This window comes from Actinosynnema sp. NPDC037264 (assembly GCF_055603705.1).
Genome location: NZ_JBVJVK010000057.1, coordinates 32,084 through 50,372, shown reverse-complemented (window position 1 = coordinate 50,372; position 18,289 = coordinate 32,084). Strand labels below are relative to the sequence as shown.

The following is an 18,289-nucleotide window of genomic DNA, read 5'->3' as shown; positions in this document are numbered from 1 at the left end:
GGTGGGATGACACGAAACCCGACCAACAACGGACCCGGCACATCCCCACCCACCGGCCGTCATCCTGCTGATCTGCCCGTCCGGCGAGGACTCTTCCCCTTTCCGATTCCCTTTCCGACCACGCAACGTGCCGCTCCCGCACTGAGCGGAATCAGCTCGCCGTCCGGAACACGACCTAGGCGTGACCGACTTCCTGCCCCTTCCCCTTCCCCTTCCCCTGCCCCTGATCTTCACCGCTCTTCACCTCACCCGCCGCCACCAACTCCGCCTCCCTGAACGCCCTCGGCGAGAGGCCGCGCCACGCGGTGATCAGGGCGCCGACCTGGATCACCGCGGCCATCACCCACACCGCGCGCAACCCGAACCCCGCGGCGACGAAACCGCCCGCCAGCGCGCCCAGCGGCGTCAGGCCCCACGCCAGCGCGCGATGGCTGGTGAGCACCCGCCCGAGCAGCGCGGACGGCGTGAAGAGCTGCCGGCTGGACTGCGAGCAGACGTTCCACACCATCACGATCGCCGACTGCACGAACATCACCGCCCCGATCGCCCACGCCCACGGCGGCAGCACGACGAACAGCGCGACGGTCACCACCATCCCGACCTGGGCGAGCCGCATCGACCACGCGTACCCGAGCCGGTGCACCACCCGGGCGACCACGAACGACGACGCCACCCACCCGGCCGCCATCGCCGCCTGCATCACGCCGTAGCCGACCGCGCCGAGCCCCAGCAACTCCTTGGCGTACAGCACGAACATCGACATCGTGGCGCTCGCCGCGAACGACCCGAGCGCCACCGCCACCGTGATCGACAACAGCAGCCGGGTGCGGACCAGGAACCTCAACCCCTCACCGATGTCACGCAACGGGTGCTTCTTCGCCGACGCTTCCCCCGCCCCCGCCCCCGCCCCCGCCCCCGACACCGTCCCCGCCCCGGACACCGCCCCCGACACCCGAGCCGAACGCAGCCCCCGGACCAGCAACAACGCCACCACAGCGGCCACGACGGCGACCCAAGCGGGCGTGCCGAGGCCGAACGCCACCAGGAAACCCGCCACCGGCGGCACGACGAACTGCACCACGCCCCGGTCGATCACGATCAGCCGCGTGTTCGCCGCCGCCAACCGCCCCTGCTCCACCACCTCGGGCACCAACGCGCCCGTCGTGCCGTCACCGAGCACCTGCGCCGACGTCACCACGAACGCCACGACCACCAGCAGCGGCAAGCTCAACGCGTCCGTCACGCCCGCCACCGCGATCGACAGCGCCGCGCACCCCTGCACCGCGTACGCCCACGTCAGCATGGCGCTGCGCCGCACCCGGTCGATCAGCACGCCCGCCACCAGCGAGAACAACAGCCACGGCGACTGGCCGACCACGTTGACCAGCGACAGCTGCCGCGGGTCGGACGTGATCGTCGCCGCGATCCACGGCAACACCGACAACATCAGGCCTTCGGCCACCGAACCGGACACCACGACGGCCTGCAGCCGCACCCACCCCCTGGACATGGTCCACACCCTGCCAACATGTGCCGACAACGCCAGTCCTTTTAGCGTGTAGTGCACCCATGCAAAAAACGCCACCGAATCGCGCGGACCAAACACCGCCTGCTCAACTTCACCTGAGACCAGTCCCGCCCAGCAGGCCACCGCCCGGGCCCACCGACCCGCACCGAACGTGAGTCGATCTCGTCACGCACCGGGCTCGGACCGACCCTCGCCCGACCCGAAGTACCCTGTCATCTCGTGGGGGTCGTTTTGTCGCAATCGGAGTGGACCGCGCGCCGTGACGCGCACGCGGCCCGGATGAGGCGCTGGACCGGGCCGCACCACGAGCGCAAGGCCGCCGGCCGCAAGCACCCGGTGCTGGACTTCCTGTTCTCCTACTACTCGCACCGCCCGTCACGACTGGAGCGCTGGCACCCCGGCCCCGGCGTGGTCCTCGAAGGCGACGCCGCCCTCGCCTACCTGAAGTGGCCCGTCTACCGGCGCACCACCGACGGCGTGACGCTGGACGTCGAGGCGTTCGCACGGGAACGGGCCAACACGATCGAGTTCGCCGGCCGCCTGCTCACCGCGACCGCCGGCCGCGCGCCCCGGCTCGGCTGCTTCGGGCTGCACGAGTGGGCGATGGTCTACCGGCAGCGGCCGGAGCAGGTGCGGCACGACGCGTGGCCGTTGCGGCTGGGCAGCGAGGGCACCGACCGGGTGGTCGAGTCGCACCGGGTGCAGTGCGGGCACTTCGACGCGTTCCGCTTCTTCACCCCGGACGCACGGCCGCGCAACGCGGTGCAGCCGACCCGCGAGACGCAGGTCGAACTGGAGCAGCCGGGCTGCCTGCACGCGAACATGGACCTGTTCAAGTGGGCCTACAAGCTCGACCCGGCCACGCCGTCGGAGCTGGTCGCGGACTGCTTCGAGCTGGCCGTGCGGATCCGCGAGCTGGACATGCGGGCCAGCCCGTACGACCTGGCCGACCTCGGCTACGAGCCGGTGCCGATCGAGACCGCCGAGGGCCGCGCCGAGTACGTCCGGCGGCAGAGCGCGTTCGCCGAGGCCGCCGCGCCGCTGAGGGCCAGGCTGATCGAGCTGAGCCGCGTGCTCGCGACGGCGGCCGTCGCCGCTCGATGACCTGGAGTAACTTCACCCGATCCGCAGACGTCACCTGTTAGCGTGACGCCGGTCGGGATTCGCCAGCCGTATCCGGTCGGACGCTGAGAGGGAAGACGATGTCTCGACACCGCGCGCTGCGGACGAAGGTGCGGCGCGGCATCGCGACGTGGCCCGTGGCCATCGTCGGCTTGGTGGTCCTCATCGTGCTCGGGTGGCTCGGCTGGAACTGGGTCGGCGGGCTGGTGGAACGCCGTGCCGCGGCCCAGGCGGGCGACTGCCACGAGGGCCAGGCGCTGCTCCGGGTCTCCTCGACGCCCAGCGTCGCCGAGGCGGTCAAGCAGGTCGCCGAGGCGTGGAGCAGGCAGCGGCCCGTCGTCTACGACCACTGCATCGAGATCGAGGTGCAGTCGATCGACTCCGAGGTCGTGCTGCACGGCCTCACCCAGGGCTGGGACACCGCCAAGATCGGCGAACGGCCGCACGCGTGGGTCACCGACTCGATGCTGTGGGCCAACCGCCTCGCCGCGCAGAACGCCGCCCTGCTCGGCGCGGTTCCCGAGTCGATCGCGGCCAGCCCCGTGCTGCTCGCCCTGCCCCAGGACGCGGCGCAGGCGGTGCAGTCCGGCTCCGGGTTCCGCTGGACCGACCTGCCCGACCTCGCGGGCGCGGCGGACGGCTGGGGCCGGTTCGGCCACCCCGAGTGGGGCCGGTTCACCGTCGCCATGCCCGACCCGACCGCGAGCACGGCGACCGCGATGGCCGTGCAGGCGGCGCTGGCGGGCGCGAGCCCCGAGGGCAAGGGCCCCGTCACCACCGAGATGCTGGCGCTGGAACCGGTGAAGAGCACGATGAGCCGGTTGTCGGCGTCCAAGCCCGAGCACACGCCCGCGAGCACGTGGGAGGCGTTGAAGGCGCTGTCCGACGGCGACGCGGTGAACGCGGCCGGGTACAGCGCGGTGCCGGTGTTCGAGGTGGACCTGTACCGGCACAACACCGGCAAGGACAGCGGCACGGCGCCGTCGCAGCCCCTGTACGGGGTGGCGGCGGGCGGGCCGACGCCGATCGCGGACTTCCCGTTCGTGCCGCTGGCCGGCGACTGGGTCGGCGAGGCCCAGGTGCGCGCGGCCCAGGCGTTCCGGGAGTTCCTGCGCGAGCCGGACCAGCAGAAGATCCTGGCGGGCGCGGGCCTGCGGGTCGAGGCGACCACCGAGCGGCCCAAGCCGTCGCCCGGCATCCGGTGGGCCGCCGTGACCGACACGCTCACCTCCGCCGACGCCAACACGACGCAGCAGATCTCGGCCGCGTGGGCGACCGCCGACAACGGCCAGGTCGTCACCGTGCTGGTGGACACGTCGAAGTCGATGGAGGAGCCCGGCGGCGAGGGCCGCAGCCGGATGGACTGGGTGAAGCAGGCGCTGTCCGGGCAGGTCAACCGGTCGGTGTCCGGGTCGCTCGGGCTGTGGGAGTTCTCCCGGCAGCTCGACGGCGACAAGCCGTACCGGCAGCTCGTCGCCACCGGACCGGTCGCCACCCAGCGGCAGGCGCTGCTGGACGGCGTCGCCGAGCTGGAGCCCCGCAGCGCCACGCAGCTCTACACCAGCGTGCTCGCGCTGTACGAACGGGTGCTGGCCGACTACCAGGACGGCAAGCGCAACCGGATCGTGGTGCTCACCGACGGCGTGAACGACGGCGGGCTGACGTTCGAGGAGCTGACGTCGCGGCTCGCGTCGCTCAAGCAGCCGGGCAAGGACATCGCGATCAGCGTCATCGCGCTCGGTCCCGACCCGGAACGCGCGCCGCTGTCGGAGCTGGCCCGGTCCACCGGCGGCACGCTGTCGGTGGTCGAGGACGGCCGCGGCGTGGACGCCGCCCTCGGCCAGCTCCTCTCGGCCGACTGATCGCGGCCGACTGATCGCGGCCGAAGCGGCTGGGCCGGCCTCGACGGCTGCTCACGGCGACCGGGACCACGCGCCTCGGCACTCGAACGGCCGCAGCCGTCGCCGCGGTGCCCCCATTTCCGCGAACGACGGCTGCGGCGCGTGGCGACATCGCGTCGAATTGCGCCGATCGACGGACCTGACCGCGCATTCGACCTGTTAAATTCACACCCGACGCATTTCCGATCTTTCCCGGAATCGGATCACCCCTGGCCGGTGGCCGTGATCTGATCGTTTCCGCGCTGATCAATCGCGGTCCGACCCGGTTGATCGGCGCCCAATGGTCTCGTAACTTCGAGTGCTTCGACGTCCCTGCACAACGTCGAGATCCCTGCACACGAAAGGACGAACAAGGTGAGGAAACTCTTCTTGGCGCCTGCCCTGCTGGCGCTGGTGCTCGCCGTTCTCGTGGCGCCGAGCTCGCAAAGCGCGTTCACCGTGGAAGGGCACGGCACCAGTGCCGTGGAATTGGCGGCGGCGCCTGCCGAGGTGCTGTCCGAAGGTCCCACGGCGGCGGCGTGGCCCGTGCCGAACCCCCGGACGTACCGCATCCTCAGCTCCTGCTCGCCGTACGCGTCGGCGATCCGCACCGGCGCGCGGGCGTGGAGCGGGCTGACCGAGAGCTCCAGCGGCACCCCGGTCGAGTGCCGCAACGGCTACATCACCGACTGCGGCGGCGGCAGTCGGGTGGTCGGCTGCAACTGGGGCGCGGGCCAGCGGATCGCGCTCTACATGGGCGGCGTGAACGACGACGCCCTCCTGGCCGCGCACGAGTTCGGCCACAACTGGTACGGCCACTCGTCCTACCAGTGCGCCGGCTGGGGCAGCGCCGCGCAGGTGATGGCGCCGGCCATCTGCAACTACAGCAACGCCACGACGATCGATTGACCCGGAAGGCGCGTCCCCGCCGGGGCGCGCCTCCCTCCCGGTCAGCACCCGCCAGCGCCCTCCAACGCCCGTCAACGCCCGCCAGCGCCCGTCAACGCCGATCAGCAACCACCAGCGCCGGCCGGCGACCGTCAGCGCTGGTAGACGGCGGCCATCGCCGCGATCCGGGCGATGACGCGTTCGCGCAGCTCCGGCGGCTCCACCACGTCCACCTCGGGCCCGAGGCGCAGCAGGTCCACCAGCGCGTGGTCCAGCGACTCGACCGGCACCCGGACGGTCGTCCACTCCCCCTCCGGTTCCACGCCCTCCAACTCCCGGGCGGCGACGAGGCCGAGCAGGACCCGGGCGCCGCGCAGCCCGTCCGGCGTCATCCGGACCGTGACCCGCATCGGGTACATCCGCTCCTCGAACCGCTCCGACCAGCCGGCCCAGTACTCGACCAGGTCGAACCCCTCGGGCCGGTCGAACGGCTCGTCCAGCGCGGTCAGCTCCAGCACCCGCGAGACCCGGTACGTGCGCAGTCCGTCCGTCCGGGCGACGAGGTACCAGGTGCCGGCCTTGAGCACGAGCCCGAGCGGCTCGACCGTCCGCTCCACCTCGACCCCCGCCCACCGCACGTACCGGATCCGCAGCCGCCGCTGCTGCCACACCGCCTCCGCGATCTCGGCCACGTGCGGCGTCCCCTCGTTGCCGCGGAACCAGCCGGGCGCGTCCAGGTGGAACCTCTCCCGGACCCGCGACGCCCGCGACCGCAGCTCCGGCGGGAGCGCGGCGAGCACCTTGAGCTGCGCCGCCGCCACCACCGCGCCCAACCCGAGTTCCGCCGCCGGGCCGGGCATACCCGCCAGGAACAGCGAGTCGGCCTCCTCGGTGGTCAACCCGGTCAGCCGGGTGCGGTACCCGTCGACCAGCCGGTAGCCACCCGCCGGCCCGCGGTCGGCGTACACGGGCACGCCGGACGCGCCGAGCGCCTCCACGTCGCGGTACACGGTGCGGACCGAGACCTCCAGCTCGTCTGCCAGCTCCTGCGCCGTCATCCGGCCGCGCGACTGGAGCAGGAGGAGCAGGGACAGCAACCGACTGGCGCGCATCGGACCATCCTGACAGGAACTGTCAGGTACGTCCGGCAGGCTCCACCCCATGACCACACACGCCACCGCACGCGCGGAGATGAAGAGCTGGGACGAGCACACGTGGGACGGCAAGCGCTACGACGAGGTCACCGGCCCGAAGCAGACGGTCGGCGGCATGACGGCCACCTACACCGGTGACCTGGAAGCCGTGGGCGACCTGCGCTTCGTCATGTCGTACGCGGACGACGACTCCTGCGCCTCGACCGGCTACGAGGTCGTCACCGGGGCCCTGAACGGCCGCACCGGCAGCTTCGTCCTGCACCACGTCGGCGGCTTCCACGACGGCGTGGCGGACGCCACCGTCACCATCACCTCCGCCACCGGCGAGCTGGCGGGCCTCACCGGCACGGGCCGGATCACGTGGGCCCAAGGCGAGCCGGGACGGTTCGAACTGGACTACGAGCTCACCTGATCGCCGACGTCCGGAAACCCGATCGGGTGACAGTGCGTAATCACTCGACTGGTCCGCGCGACCTCGTGGGTGAGGGGTTCGTCGTGGCGCCCTGCGACAGCCCGCTGCGCGTGCGACCGGCTGAGCCACGACGGTGCCGCACGGGAACCCGGTCCCCCCGGGTTCCCGTGCGACGCCGCGGTGGTCAACCGCCGTGAGCGGGAACCGGTCAGCCGCCGTGAGCGGAGACCGGTCAGATGCCGCAAGCGGAGACCGGCGGGTGGTCAGCCGCCGTAAGCGGAGACCGGCGGGCAGGAGCAGACCAGGTTGCGGTCGCCCTTGGCGCCGTCGATGCGGCGCACCGGGGGCCAGGTCTTCGGCGCCGACGTGCCCGCCGGGAACACCGCCACCTCCCGGCTGTACGGGTGGTTCCACTCCGTCGCGATGGAGGCCGCCGTGTGCGGCGCGTTGCGCAGCGGGTTGTCGTCCACCGGCCACTCGCCCGAGCCGACGCGGTCGATCTCGTGCCGGATCGCGATCATCGCGTCGATGAACCGGTCGATCTCGCCCAGGTCCTCGCTCTCCGTCGGCTCCACCATGAGCGTGCCCGCCACCGGGAACGACATGGTCGGCGCGTGCAGCCCGTAGTCCGCCAACCGCTTCGCCACGTCGTCCACCGTCACGCCGGTCGCCTTGGTGATCGGCCGCAGGTCGAGGATGCACTCGTGGGCCACGAAACCGCCCTCGCCGGTGTAGAGCACCGGGAAGTGCTCGTCCAGGCGGCGGGCCACGTAGTTCGCCGCCGCCACGGCGGTGAGCGTGGCGCGGCGGAGGCCGTCGGCGCCCATCATCCGCACGTACGCCCACGAGATCGGCAGGATCGACGCCGAACCCCACGGCGCGGCGCTGATCGGGCCGACACCGGTCGCCGGACCGGCCGACGGCTGCAACGGGTGGTTCGGCAGGAACGGCGCCAGGTGCGACCGCACGCCGATCGGCCCGACACCCGGGCCACCGCCGCCGTGCGGGATGCAGAACGTCTTGTGCAGGTTCAGGTGCGACACGTCCGACCCGAACTTGCCGTACTGCGCCAACCCGATCAGCGCGTTGAGGTTCGCGCCGTCGACGTACACCTGGCCACCGGCGTCGTGCACCAGCCCGCACACCTCGCGCACGGTGTCCTCGTACACGCCGTGCGTCGACGGGTAGGTGATCATGATCGCGGCCAGGTCGTCGCGGTGCGCGTCGACCGTCGAACGCAGGTGCTCGATGTCCACGTTGCCGTGGTCGTCGCACTTGACGACCACGACCCGCATCCCGGCCATCACGGCGGACGCGGCGTTGGTGCCGTGCGCGCTGGACGGGATCAGGCACACGTCGCGGTGGTCGTCGCCGTTGGCGCGGTGGTAGGCGCGGATCGCCAGCAGGCCCGCGAACTCGCCCTGGCTGCCCGCGTTCGGCTGCAACGACACCGCGTCGTACCCGGTGACCTCGGCCAGCCACCGCTCCAGGTCACCGACGATGCTCAGCAGCCCGTCGGCGTCCGACGCGGGCGCGAACGGGTGCAGGTCGGCGAACTCCGGCCACGTGATCGGCTCCATCTCGGCCGTGGCGTTGAGCTTCATCGTGCACGAGCCCAGCGGGATCATGCTGCGGTCCAGCGCGACGTCCTTGTCCGACAACGCGCGCAGGTAGCGCAGCAGCGCGGTCTCGGAGCGGTGCGAGTGGAACACCGGGTGGGTCAGGTAGTCGCTGGTGCGGCGCAGGTCGGAAGGGATGCCGTCGGCGGTGTCGGCGTCCAGGCCGTCCACGTCCGCGACGGTCACGCCGAACGCCTTCCACACCGCGACCAGGTGCTCGCGCGTGGTGGTCTCGTCGCACGCGATGGACACCACGTCGTCGTCGACCTGCCACAGGTTCACGCCGAGGTCGCGCGCGGCGGAGACGACGGCGGCGGCACGTCCTTCGACGCGGGCGCGCACGGTGTCGAAGAACTCGCCGTGCACGATCTCGACGCCGCCCTCCAGCAGACCGGCGGCCAGCACGGTCGCCATCCGGTGGGCGCGGGTCGCGATCGCCTTCAGCCCTTCCGGACCGTGGTACACCGCGTACATCGACGCGATCACCGCCAGCAGGACCTGCGCGGTGCAGATGTTGCTGGTCGCCTTCTCCCGGCGGATGTGCTGCTCGCGCGTCTGCAGGGCGAGGCGGTAGGCGAGCGAGCCGTCCGCGTCCACGGACACGCCGACGAGCCGGCCGGGCAGCTGCCGCTCCAAGCCCTGGCGCACGGCCATGTAGCCCGCGTGCGGCCCGCCGAACCCGATCGGCACGCCGAAGCGCTGCGTGGTGCCGATGACGACGTCCGCGCCGATCTCGCCGGGCGGGCGCAGCAGCGTCAACGCCAGCAGGTCGGCGGCGACCACGGCCTGCGCGCCCGCCTTGTGGATCTCCTCGACGACCGCCGCGTGGTCGCGCACCACGCCGGACGCGCCGGGGTAGGACAGCAGCACGCCGAAGAAGTCGCCGCCGAGGCCGAGGCCCTCGATGCCCTGCGACAGGTCGGCGGTCACGATCTCGATGCCCAGCGGCTCGGCGCGCGTCTCGATGACGGCCAGCGTCTGCGGCAGCGTGTCGGCGTCCACGACGAACTTGTTCGATTTGGACCGTCCCGCGCGGCGGACCAGCGTCATGGCCTCGGCGGCCGCGGTGGACTCGTCCAGCATCGAGGCGTTGGCCAGCGGCAGGCCGGTCAGGTCGGCGACCATCGTCTGGAAGTTCAGCAGGGCTTCGAGGCGGCCCTGGGAGATCTCCGGCTGGTACGGCGTGTACGCGGTGTACCAGGCGGGGCTCTCCAGCACGTTGCGGCGGATCACCGGCGGCGTGGTCGTGCCGTAGTAGCCGAGCCCGATCATCTGCGTCATCGGGCGGTTGCGGGAGGCGAGGGCGCGCAGCTCGGCCAGCGCCTCGGTCTCGGTGGCGGGCGCGGGCAGGTCCAGCACCAGGTCGCGCTCGCGGATCGACTCGGGGACGGCGTGCTGCGCCAGTTCCTCCAGGGAGCCGACACCGATCACGTCGAGGATGCGGGCCAGCTCGGCGGGCCGCGGGCCCACGTGCCGGTCGGCGAACGGGGTGCCGTGCTCGAGTGCGGCGAGGGGGATGCGGTCCTGCGTCATCGGTGCTGGCCTCCAGGGCTCCGGACAGACTTCTGCCGTTGCCCTCCCCCTCTGTCTTCTGCCCGGCGGGCGCCTGAGAGCTTCACCCGGCTGTCGGGTTTGCACCGTCGGCGGGGTCGGTCGGTGGTGGCCGACCCGCTTTCCAGAGGCGTCTCACCCGCACGGTCCTTGCGCCTGAGAGGTTCCGGGGAGGATTTGCTCCTTCGGCGCCGAGACTGGCTCGGACTCTCCCGCACGGGATAAAGCGACTACGCGCGAAATCGTACCCGGCGGGTGGGTGAGCGGTACCGCCGGCGCGACGTGGATCTCATCGCGTTGCGCCGGGTGTGCGGGCCGGTCAGCCGGCCGCGTTGCGCCGGGCGAGCACGTCGGTCAGCCGGCCGCCTTGCGCCGGGCGGTCAGCCGATGGCCCTCGTGCGGCGCCGGCGGGACAGCTCGTCGTCGGCAGGCTCCACGATCTCGGCGCCGTCCGCGCGTTCGGCGGGGAAGTCGTGGATCGTGCCGCTGATCTCCCGCATCGCGCCGGAGACCGCGATGCCGAACACCCCTTGGCCGCCTTGGAGCAGGTCGACCACCTCTTCCGGCGACGTGCACTCGTAGACGGTGGTGCCGTCGCTGAACAGCGTGATCCGGGCCAGGTCCTGCACGCCGCGGCGGCGCAGGTGGTCGACCGCGACCCGGATGTTCTGCAACGAGACACCGGTGTCCAGCAGCCGCTTGACGACCTTGAGGACCAGGATGTCCTTGAACGAGTAGAGCCGTTGGCTGCCGGAGCCGTGGGCACTCCTTATCGTCGGGTTGACCAACCCCGTGCGCGCCCAGTAGTCCAGCTGGCGGTAGGTGATGCCCGCGATCTGGCACGCGGCGGGGCCGCGGTACCCGACCAGTTCGTCCGGCAGCGAGGAGTCCGGGAACAGCTCACCCTGTTCGCCGGATCCGGCCCGGATGGGCGCTTCCTCGACCACGCCTGCCTCCCCTCGGTCCGGTCACGACGACCGGCGACCAACGTGAAGCCGCCGCGGTGCCCGAATCACACCGTGGCAATTCACCTGAGTTCGACGGTAAGACCGGGTAGGGGGCAGGTCAACGCGACGCGCTGGGCGTGTCTTGCCTCAACGTGAGGTTGAGGTTGAGAGAGTCGCCTGTCGTAAGCCATTCGGGTGACGTTTAGTGATCGTTTAGCGGACGAAGGTTGACGTTGTGTAACCCAGAGGCGTGACACCTGGAGGTGGCACGCGGGGTTGATCCACAACGCACCGCACACGCTCGCGAGGGGCCGTTGACGGTGTGGGGCCCTTGGGCGCGGCCCTTCGCGGGGCGTGGTGGAGAGCGGTTCGACGGATCGGTGACGGGCTGGTTTTGTCAAGCACCCGACCCGCTTGTCCGCAAGCGGCAGGTTGGTGTGAGGCCCGGGGCAGTGGTGTGCGGTCCCAGGCGGTAGGGGTGCGGCGGGGTGCGGCGGGGGTGCGTGCAGGCTGAAAAGCATGTCCTCGCCGGACGGGCAGATCAGCAGGATGACGGGCCGGTGGGTGGTTCGGCGGCGGGTCCGTTGTGGTGCGGGTTTCGTGTCATCCCACCGACCTCCCTACGGGCTACCACACGTATCAAGGGGGCAGGCATCGGTGGACGGGCGCGGCAAGGGACACACAGCCCCCTTGACACGCGCGGTAGGGCGGAGCCAGGTCGGCGGGATGACACGAAGCCCTTCCTTCGGGAAGGGCGTGGGCAAGGGCGTGTCAGTGGACGGCTGTGGGGAGGCGTGCTCTGGTGTGCCGGGGCCGTGCCGGTAGGCAGGGCGTGGTGGGGGCGGACGGTTACGTGTCGGCGCCGCGGAAGTCCTCGGGCGATACGGAGTCGAGGAACTCGCGGAACTTCTCGACCTCGTCCTCCTGCTCGTCCGGGATGATGAGGCCCGCCTCCGCCAGCACCGACTCCTCCGCGTGGATCGGCACGCCGATCCGCAGGGCCAGCGCCACCGAATCGCTCGGCCGCGCGGACACGCGGATGTCGCCGTCGAAGACGAGTTCCGCGAAGTAGGTGCCTTCCTGCAAGTCCGTGATCCGCACCTGCTCCAGCTGCCGGCCGAGGGCTCCGATGACGTCCTTGAGCAGGTCGTGCGTCAACGGCCGGGCAGGACGGACACCTTGCTGCTCCAACGCGATCGCCGTGGCCTCGACCGATCCGATCCAGATCGGCAGGTACCGTTCGCCCTCGGTTTCGCGCAGCAGCAGGATCGGCTGGTTGGCGGGCAGTTCCACCCGCACGCCGACGACGCGCATTTCGCTCATCGGGTCTCGCCTCCCTCAGCGCGCTGAAATTCTGGCGTCCCCGCTACCAACGAGGATCCCCCACGTACTCTTTCGACGCTACCCGCCAAGCGGGCCCTGTGCGCAACCGCCCGCCCGCTTCGGATCACGATGCGGACACGTGTTCACCTCGGCGAAACAGGTCGTCCGACGACCTCTCGCAAACCGACCTTCACCAAGAGTGTGTGCAGCGTTACGGAGAGCGCCGCCAACTCCCGCACCACGTCGTCACGGTCGCGTGAGCGGTGGGCCGCGCCGACGACCTGCTCCACCAACCCGACCTCGCGGTCGGCCGCGGCGCGGAAGGGGCGCAGGTGCCGGGCCTCCAGGCCGTGCTCGGCCATCGCCCGCACGGTCGAGGCGATCTGCACGGCCTCGTGGTCGTAGAACCCGCCCGCACCTGGCCTGATCAGGCCGTGCTGCTCCAGGTCCGCCAGCACGCCCGGCTCGATGCCCGCGCGCGCCAGCAGGTCCTCGCGGGTGACCCGGTGCCCGGCGGCCGGTGCGAGGTCGACCGCGCGCATCGCCTTCGACGCGCCCTGGTCGGCCGCGTCCAACTGCTCCTTGATGACTTTCAGCGGCAGGTACCTGTCCCGTTGAGCGGACAGGATGTACCGCAGGCGGTCCACGTCGGCGGACGTGAACTGCCGGTACCCCGAGGCCGTGCGCGCCGGGCGGACCAAGCCCTCCGACTCCAGGAATCGGATCTTGGAGATGGTGACGTCGGGGAAGTCGGGTCGCAGCTGCGCCAGCACCGCCCCGATGCTCAACCCCCCGCGTGGCCGCCCGGCCGCCGTCACCGGAGCCCCATCGCTCAGGCCCCCTGGCCCCCGGCGCCCGGACCGGTCAGGAACACGAGGCGGAACTTGCCGATCTGCACCTCGTCGCCGTTCGCCAGCACCGCCTGGTCGACGGGCTCGCGGTTGACGTAGGTGCCGTTGAGGCTGCCCACGTCGATGACCACGAACTCGCCGCCCTCGCGGCGGAACTCGGCGTGGCGGCGGGAGACCGTCACGTCGTCGAGGAAGATGTCGCTGTCGGGGTGCCGCCCCGCGCTGGTCGTGTCGCGGTCCAGCAGGAACCTCGACCCCGCGTTGGGGCCGCGCTTGACCACGAGCAGCGCCGAACCGGCGGGCAGTGCGTCGACACCCGCGACGGCCGGCTCCTGGGCGGGCGCCTCGGCGCCCTCGACCTCGGCGAGGAAGTCGGCCCGGAAAACGGAGGTCCGCTCCGGGGACTGCTCGGGCGGAACGCCTGGCCCGTCGTTCGTGCTCACCTGAGCTCTCCTCCTGCTGCTGGAACCGTCGAGACCGCTAGAACCTATCGTGCCCGAACCCTGGTCTGAGGAGCGGCTCCCCCACCGACCGAAGAGCCGCCGGAAGATCGACGTCACCCCTGTGCCACCAGCTCCTGGTACGCGGCGGCGTCGAGCAGGTCGTCGACCGCGGACGGGTCCTCCAGCCGCAATTCCACCATCCAACCCTCGCCGTACGGGTCGGAGTTCACCAGGTCGGGCTGCTGGTCGAGCGAGTCGTTGCGGGCGACGACCTCGCCCGCGAGCGGCGCGTAGATGTCGGACACGCTCTTGGTCGACTCCACCTCGCCGAGCGTCTGCCCGGCCGCGACCTGCTCGCCGAGCTCCGGGAGCTGGACGAACACGACGTCACCCAGTTGTTCCTGGGCGTAGTCGGTGATGCCCACGCGCACGGTGTCCTCACCGGTGCGCAGCACCCACTCATGTTCCTCGGTGTACTTGAGCTCCTCGGGAATCACCGCGGTGTGCTCCTTCAATGACGGTGGATCAACGCTCCGCCGGATCTTCCCACGTCGACCTTCAGGCCGGCGCGACACCCGGCCGTCGCCGCATCGCGAGGCCGAACTGGTAGACGTACAGCACGCCTGACCACAGGTACAAGGCTCCTCCCCAGACCATGAACGCGTACGCCACCGGACGGGCGATCTGCGCGGCGGTGGAGGCGCCCTGGGCGAGCAGGAGCATGGGGAACGCGTAGAGCAGGTTGAACGTGGCCGCCTTGCCGAGGTAGTTGACCTCGAACGGGCCGTAGCCGCGGGCCCGGAGCACGGGCAGGCAGACGCCGACGACGAGCTCGCGGCCGACCAGCACCGCCGCCACCCACCAGGGCACGATGCCGCGCACGACGAACGCGACCAGCGTGGCGAGGATGTAGAGGCGGTCGGCGGCCGGGTCGAGCAGGGCGCCGAGCTTGCTGGCCTGGTCGAGCCAGCGGGCGATCTTGCCGTCGAGCCAGTCGGACAGGCCCGCCGCGACCAGCACGACCAGCGCCCAGCCGTCGGCGTGCGGCCCGAGCAGCAGGTACAGGAACAGGGGCACGCCGAGCAGCCGCAACACGCTCAGCGCGTTCGGGATGGTCAGCAGCCGGTCGGCTGGATCGTGCGACACGTCCGCACTGTAGATGGCCGCCCGGCGTGCCCCGGTGGTCGACTCGCGGTGCGACCCCTCGCGGGCTCGTTCAGTTGTTCGAACGGGTGCGGCTCCAGCCGCGGCGTTGCAGTTCGTCACCGCTGAGCGCCTGCGGACGACCTCGGTCGTCGACGCCGACCCAGCGGGCCCGGAAACCTTCGAGCACGTAGGCGTGGCCCTTGCTCCACACCACGCTGCAGGGGGCTGTGGGCAGCGCCGCCGCGCCTGTGGCGCCGGCACGCGCCGCCCCGCGCTTCGCGGGCTCGGACTCGGTTTCCGTTCTGGTGCTCATGTGAAATCCCTCCACCAGGGTTGTCGCTCACGGCTCTCGCGGCGTTATCCCCGTCACCCGATTCTGCGCGACTGTGGTCGAGACCACCTCCTCATTCATGCCCGATTCCGGCCGGCGGGCGGTTGTGTCGCCCAGTTGCGCGCCACGGGCGGGAACGCTTCCCTCGAGGTGTAACCGGCCCCGGCGGCCCCAAACCGTTCACCGTGCGTCGTCCACCGCACACCGAACAGCGCATTACACTGGTGCCTATCAGGGCGCCACCCACGCGCTTGTGGTGTCGCGACCGGCTCCGTACGGTGGGTGGCGCAGCGGTTGAGCCAACAGCCGCGCCGGGAAGTCCGGCTAGCGGGGAAACGTTTCCGCCACGCTGCTGTTCTGTAGTGCGCGCACACTTGGTGCGTCCGGGCTTCCCACCCAGCGGTTCCAGCTGAAGAGGAGTGCCTCGTGACGGTTCAGGATCCGGACGTCGTGGCGACGAGCGGAGCCGAGTCCGCCGCGGCCGAGAGCCCGCGGGCCGGGCAGCTCGGACTCGCCGCGCGCACCGCGGCCGAAGGCGTCACCGTGCTCGCGGTGAGCGGTGAGATCGACATGCTCACCGCGCCGCAACTGCGGGCGGACGCGTTGCAGCACCTCGACGCGGGCAGCGCCCTGGTGCTGGACCTGTCGGGGGTCAGCTTCCTCGGCTCGGCCGGCCTCGCGGTGCTGGTGGAGGCCTCGCAGCACGCCAAGCGCCGTGGCGCGGCGTTCCGCGTCGTGGCGGTGGAGCGCGCCGTGACCCGCCCGCTGGCCGCGACCGGCCTGGGCGAGGTGTTCAGCGTCTTCGAGTCGGTCGACCAGGCGCTGGAGGCCGACGAGTCCCGCTGAGCCGGCGATGACGGACCGGGGCTAGACGTGCGGCACCAGGTCGACGACTTGGTCCACGCCCGCCGCGACGAGTGCGCGGCGGGCGTGGCCGTCTTCGGGTGCGCGCACGACGACCCGGTTGCCCGCCGCGGCGGCGGCGTCGGCGACGGCGCGCAGGCTGCGGATCAGGCCCTCGCTGCGCTCGCCCAACGCGCGCAGGTCGACGACCACCGGTACGGTCCCGCCCCGTGCGGCGGTCAGGATGCGGCGACGGACGGCGGGCGCGGCGTGCGCCGGGACGTCGCCGCGAACGTGCACTTCCACCCAGCCGTCACGGGCCGTCACGTCCACCGGGTCGACCGGTGGCGGTACGGCGAGCAACGTGCCGCGAGAGCGGTGGCGCGGACCGAGGACCAGGGTGACGGTGGTGCCGGTCGCGCTGCGGTCGACCATCACCTCGTCGACGTTCTCGCGCATGAGCAGCAGACCCCGACCGCGGGCGGTCAGGGTCGGCGGCGGCACGCGCCAGCCGCCGTGGTCGCTGACCACGACGCGCACGCTGCCGTCGGGTCTGGCGTCGGCGTCGATGTGGACGAGACCGTGCTCGTCAGGGCCGTAGGCGTGCTCCACGGCGTTGCTCGCGGCCTCGTTGACCGCGAGGAGCAGGTCGTACCGGTCGTCCTCCGGCAGTCCCTCGGCGGCCAGCCACGCGTCGAGCCGGGCGCGTACCACGGCGAGCTGCCCGGGCTGTGCCGGGAACTCGACACCCCAGTGGTGGTCCGCGAGTTGATCGGTCAAAAGGCCTCCCCGTCGCACCAAGCAGTCTTCCCGGCCCGCGCGTCGGCTACACGTGTGAACGACGATCAATTCGGGTATCGATAGCTTCAGCAGCACAACGAGACAGAACGGACGACGAGGTGAGCGTGTCGCACACTGAGCCGCGAAGCGGTGAGTCGGATAACGCCCTGGCCGGGGTCGAGTTGCGGATGGCGGCCGACCCCACGCAGCTGTCGATCGTCCGAGCCGTGGCGGCGGACATCGCCATGCGGCAGGACTTCGACCTTGACTCCATCGAGGACTTGAAGCTGGCGGTCGACGAGGCGTGCTCGACCCTGATCTCGCTGGCCGCCGGGGGTGCCGTGCTCAGCGCCCAGTTCGTGGTGGTCGACGGTTCGGTGCAGGTGTTCACCAAGGTGGGCTCGCAGCGGTCGGCGCCGCCGGACCGGGACAGCTTCGGCTGGCGGGTGCTGAGCGCGCTGGTCGACTCGGTCACGACGTGGGTCGCGCCGCAGGCGGACGCGTTCGAGGTGCACATCGACCTGGTCAAGCGGTCGCTGGGGACGGTGGATGCGTGACGGGGTCGGACGGGGGCACGACGCGGTCCGGCACCCAGGGTGACTACGACCACCTGGCGCCGCTGTTCGTCCGGCTCGCCGCGACCGCGAAGGACGACCCGGAGCGGGAGCGGCTGCGCGACGAGCTGGTGACCGAGCACCTGCCCGTGGCCAAGCACATCGCCCGGCGGTTCGGCCACCGCGGCGAGCCGCACGACGACCTGGTGCAGGTGGCGACGGTCGGGTTGATCAACGCCGTGGACCGGTTCGACCCGGAACGCGGCAGCGACTTCCTGTCGTTCGCGGTGCCGACGATCATGGGCGAGGTCCGGAAGTACTTCCGCGACTCCAGCTGGTCGGTGCGGATGCCGCGGCGGCTCAAGGAGCTGCACCTGGCGATCAACGCGGGGTCGGCGCGGCTGTCGCAGGAGCTCGGCCGCGCGCCGACGCCCAGCGAGCTGGCGCAGCACCTGGGGTTGACCCGGGAAGAGATCCACGAAGGACTGGCGGCCGGCAACGCCTACCACAGCGCGTCGCTGGACGACCTGCTCGTGGCCGACGACAGCTCCATCTCGCTGGGCAGCACGCTCGGCGAGGAGGACCCGGAGCTGGAGGCGATCGAGCAGCGCGAGGCGCTGCACCCGTTGCTGGAGAAGTTGCCGGAGCGGGAGCGCAAGATCGTGGTGATGCGGTTCTTCGGGAACATGACGCAGACCCAGATCGCGCAGAAGGTCGGCATCTCGCAGATGCACGTGTCGCGGCTGCTGGCCAAGACGCTGCGGCAGCTGCGCGAGGGGTTGACCGAGTAGGACGGCGCGCGGAGCGAAAAGAATCGCGGGGGGGGGGGGGGGGGGGGGGGGGGGGGGGGGGGGAGGGGGGTGGGGGGGGGGGGGGGGGGGGGGGGGGTGGGGGGGTTGGCAGAGGTTTGCCTTCCT

The 18,289-nt window shown here is 71.5% G+C and carries 18 protein-coding genes and 1 riboswitch; of the genes, 7 read left to right on the top strand and 11 right to left on the bottom strand.

The genetic code is table 11. The annotated features are described in order from the left end of the window. Positions 1-175: 175 nt before the first annotated feature. Entirely contained in the window at positions 176-1,510 is a 1,335-nt protein-coding gene (locus ACZ7GX_RS37075) for an MFS transporter (protein WP_498783925.1), read from the bottom strand. Positions 1,511-1,807: 297 nt separating this feature from the next. On the opposite strand from ACZ7GX_RS37075, the gene ACZ7GX_RS37070 reads away from it, so the two are divergent. The 3 genes from ACZ7GX_RS37070 (at position 1,808) to ACZ7GX_RS37060 (ending at position 5,439) form a co-directional block, all read left to right on the top strand. Further along, positions 1,808-2,632 carry a 3-methyladenine DNA glycosylase gene (locus ACZ7GX_RS37070; protein WP_498783927.1) on the top strand — a complete coding sequence of 275 codons (825 nt, stop codon included), beginning with the start codon at positions 1,808-1,810 and terminating at the stop codon, positions 2,630-2,632. 98 nt (positions 2,633-2,730) lie between these two features. Then, the gene (locus tag ACZ7GX_RS37065) at positions 2,731-4,512 is read left to right on the top strand and encodes a substrate-binding domain-containing protein (protein WP_498783923.1); all 1,782 of its coding nucleotides are present in this window, start codon (positions 2,731-2,733) and stop codon (positions 4,510-4,512) included. A gap of 393 nt (positions 4,513-4,905) precedes the next feature. Further along, on the top strand, positions 4,906-5,439 hold the full coding sequence (locus tag ACZ7GX_RS37060) for a hypothetical protein (protein ID WP_498783921.1): 534 nt from the start codon (positions 4,906-4,908) through the stop codon (positions 5,437-5,439). A gap of 131 nt (positions 5,440-5,570) precedes the next feature. On the opposite strand, the gene ACZ7GX_RS37055 is transcribed toward ACZ7GX_RS37060, so the two are convergent. Then, positions 5,571-6,530: a helix-turn-helix transcriptional regulator gene (locus tag ACZ7GX_RS37055; protein ID WP_498783920.1), complete on the bottom strand. Its 960-nt coding sequence runs from the start codon at positions 6,528-6,530 to the stop codon at positions 5,571-5,573. Between the two features lie 49 nt (positions 6,531-6,579). On the opposite strand from ACZ7GX_RS37055, the gene ACZ7GX_RS37050 reads away from it, so the two are divergent. Beyond that, entirely contained in the window at positions 6,580-6,984 is a 405-nt protein-coding gene (locus ACZ7GX_RS37050) for a DUF3224 domain-containing protein (protein ID WP_498783918.1), read from the top strand. A gap of 263 nt (positions 6,985-7,247) precedes the next feature. Here ACZ7GX_RS37050 and gcvP read toward each other — a convergent pair whose 3' ends face one another. The 8 genes from gcvP to ACZ7GX_RS37010 all read right to left on the bottom strand — a co-directional run bounded on the left by gcvP (position 7,248) and on the right by ACZ7GX_RS37010 (position 15,177). Continuing rightward, positions 7,248-10,136, bottom strand: coding sequence for an aminomethyl-transferring glycine dehydrogenase (gene gcvP, locus ACZ7GX_RS37045; RefSeq protein ID WP_498783916.1), 2,889 nt, complete (start codon positions 10,134-10,136; stop codon positions 7,248-7,250). A 152-nt stretch (positions 10,137-10,288) separates the two neighbouring features. After that, positions 10,289-10,379: riboswitch (glycine riboswitch) on the bottom strand. A gap of 155 nt (positions 10,380-10,534) precedes the next feature. Next, positions 10,535-11,101: a MerR family transcriptional regulator gene (locus tag ACZ7GX_RS37040; RefSeq protein WP_308257181.1), complete on the bottom strand. Its 567-nt coding sequence runs from the start codon at positions 11,099-11,101 to the stop codon at positions 10,535-10,537. An 849-nt stretch (positions 11,102-11,950) separates the two neighbouring features. Further along, entirely contained in the window at positions 11,951-12,424 is a 474-nt protein-coding gene (locus tag ACZ7GX_RS37035; RefSeq protein ID WP_053720858.1) for a bifunctional nuclease family protein, read from the bottom strand. Between the two features lie 143 nt (positions 12,425-12,567). Next, positions 12,568-13,242: a transcriptional regulator FtsR gene (ftsR, locus tag ACZ7GX_RS37030; RefSeq protein ID WP_498783914.1), complete on the bottom strand. Its 675-nt coding sequence runs from the start codon at positions 13,240-13,242 to the stop codon at positions 12,568-12,570. Positions 13,243-13,256: 14 nt separating this feature from the next. After that, the gene (garA, locus tag ACZ7GX_RS37025) at positions 13,257-13,718 is read right to left on the bottom strand and encodes a glycogen accumulation regulator GarA (RefSeq protein WP_033427969.1); all 462 of its coding nucleotides are present in this window, start codon (positions 13,716-13,718) and stop codon (positions 13,257-13,259) included. A gap of 113 nt (positions 13,719-13,831) precedes the next feature. After that, positions 13,832-14,215 carry a glycine cleavage system protein GcvH gene (gene gcvH, locus ACZ7GX_RS37020; protein ID WP_387499723.1) on the bottom strand — a complete coding sequence of 128 codons (384 nt, stop codon included), beginning with the start codon at positions 14,213-14,215 and terminating at the stop codon, positions 13,832-13,834. 61 nt (positions 14,216-14,276) lie between these two features. Next, a complete protein-coding gene (gene clsA / locus ACZ7GX_RS37015) occupies positions 14,277-14,864 on the bottom strand; it encodes a cardiolipin synthase ClsA (RefSeq protein ID WP_498783911.1) in 588 nt (195 codons plus the stop codon). Positions 14,865-14,934: 70 nt separating this feature from the next. Beyond that, positions 14,935-15,177, bottom strand: a complete 243-nt coding sequence (locus ACZ7GX_RS37010; protein WP_498783909.1) for a hypothetical protein — start codon at positions 15,175-15,177, stop codon at positions 14,935-14,937. Between the two features lie 444 nt (positions 15,178-15,621). On the opposite strand from ACZ7GX_RS37010, the gene ACZ7GX_RS37005 reads away from it, so the two are divergent. Then, positions 15,622-16,041 carry an STAS domain-containing protein gene (locus ACZ7GX_RS37005; protein WP_498783907.1) on the top strand — a complete coding sequence of 140 codons (420 nt, stop codon included), beginning with the start codon at positions 15,622-15,624 and terminating at the stop codon, positions 16,039-16,041. A 21-nt stretch (positions 16,042-16,062) separates the two neighbouring features. On the opposite strand, the gene ACZ7GX_RS37000 is transcribed toward ACZ7GX_RS37005, so the two are convergent. Continuing rightward, a complete protein-coding gene (locus tag ACZ7GX_RS37000; protein WP_498783905.1) occupies positions 16,063-16,818 on the bottom strand; it encodes an ATP-binding protein in 756 nt (251 codons plus the stop codon). 125 nt (positions 16,819-16,943) lie between these two features. Here ACZ7GX_RS37000 and ACZ7GX_RS36995 point away from each other — a divergent pair, with 125 nt between their 5' ends. Together ACZ7GX_RS36995 and ACZ7GX_RS36990 are read left to right on the top strand one after the other, a co-directional pair. Then, positions 16,944-17,375: an ATP-binding protein gene (locus tag ACZ7GX_RS36995; RefSeq protein ID WP_498783903.1), complete on the top strand. Its 432-nt coding sequence runs from the start codon at positions 16,944-16,946 to the stop codon at positions 17,373-17,375. Further along, positions 17,372-18,163 (top strand): SigB/SigF/SigG family RNA polymerase sigma factor, encoded by a 792-nt coding sequence (locus tag ACZ7GX_RS36990; protein ID WP_498783901.1) that lies wholly within the window; start codon positions 17,372-17,374, stop codon positions 18,161-18,163. Before ACZ7GX_RS36995 ends, ACZ7GX_RS36990 begins: the two co-directional genes overlap by 4 nt. The last annotated feature ends 126 nt before the right edge of the window (positions 18,164-18,289 follow it).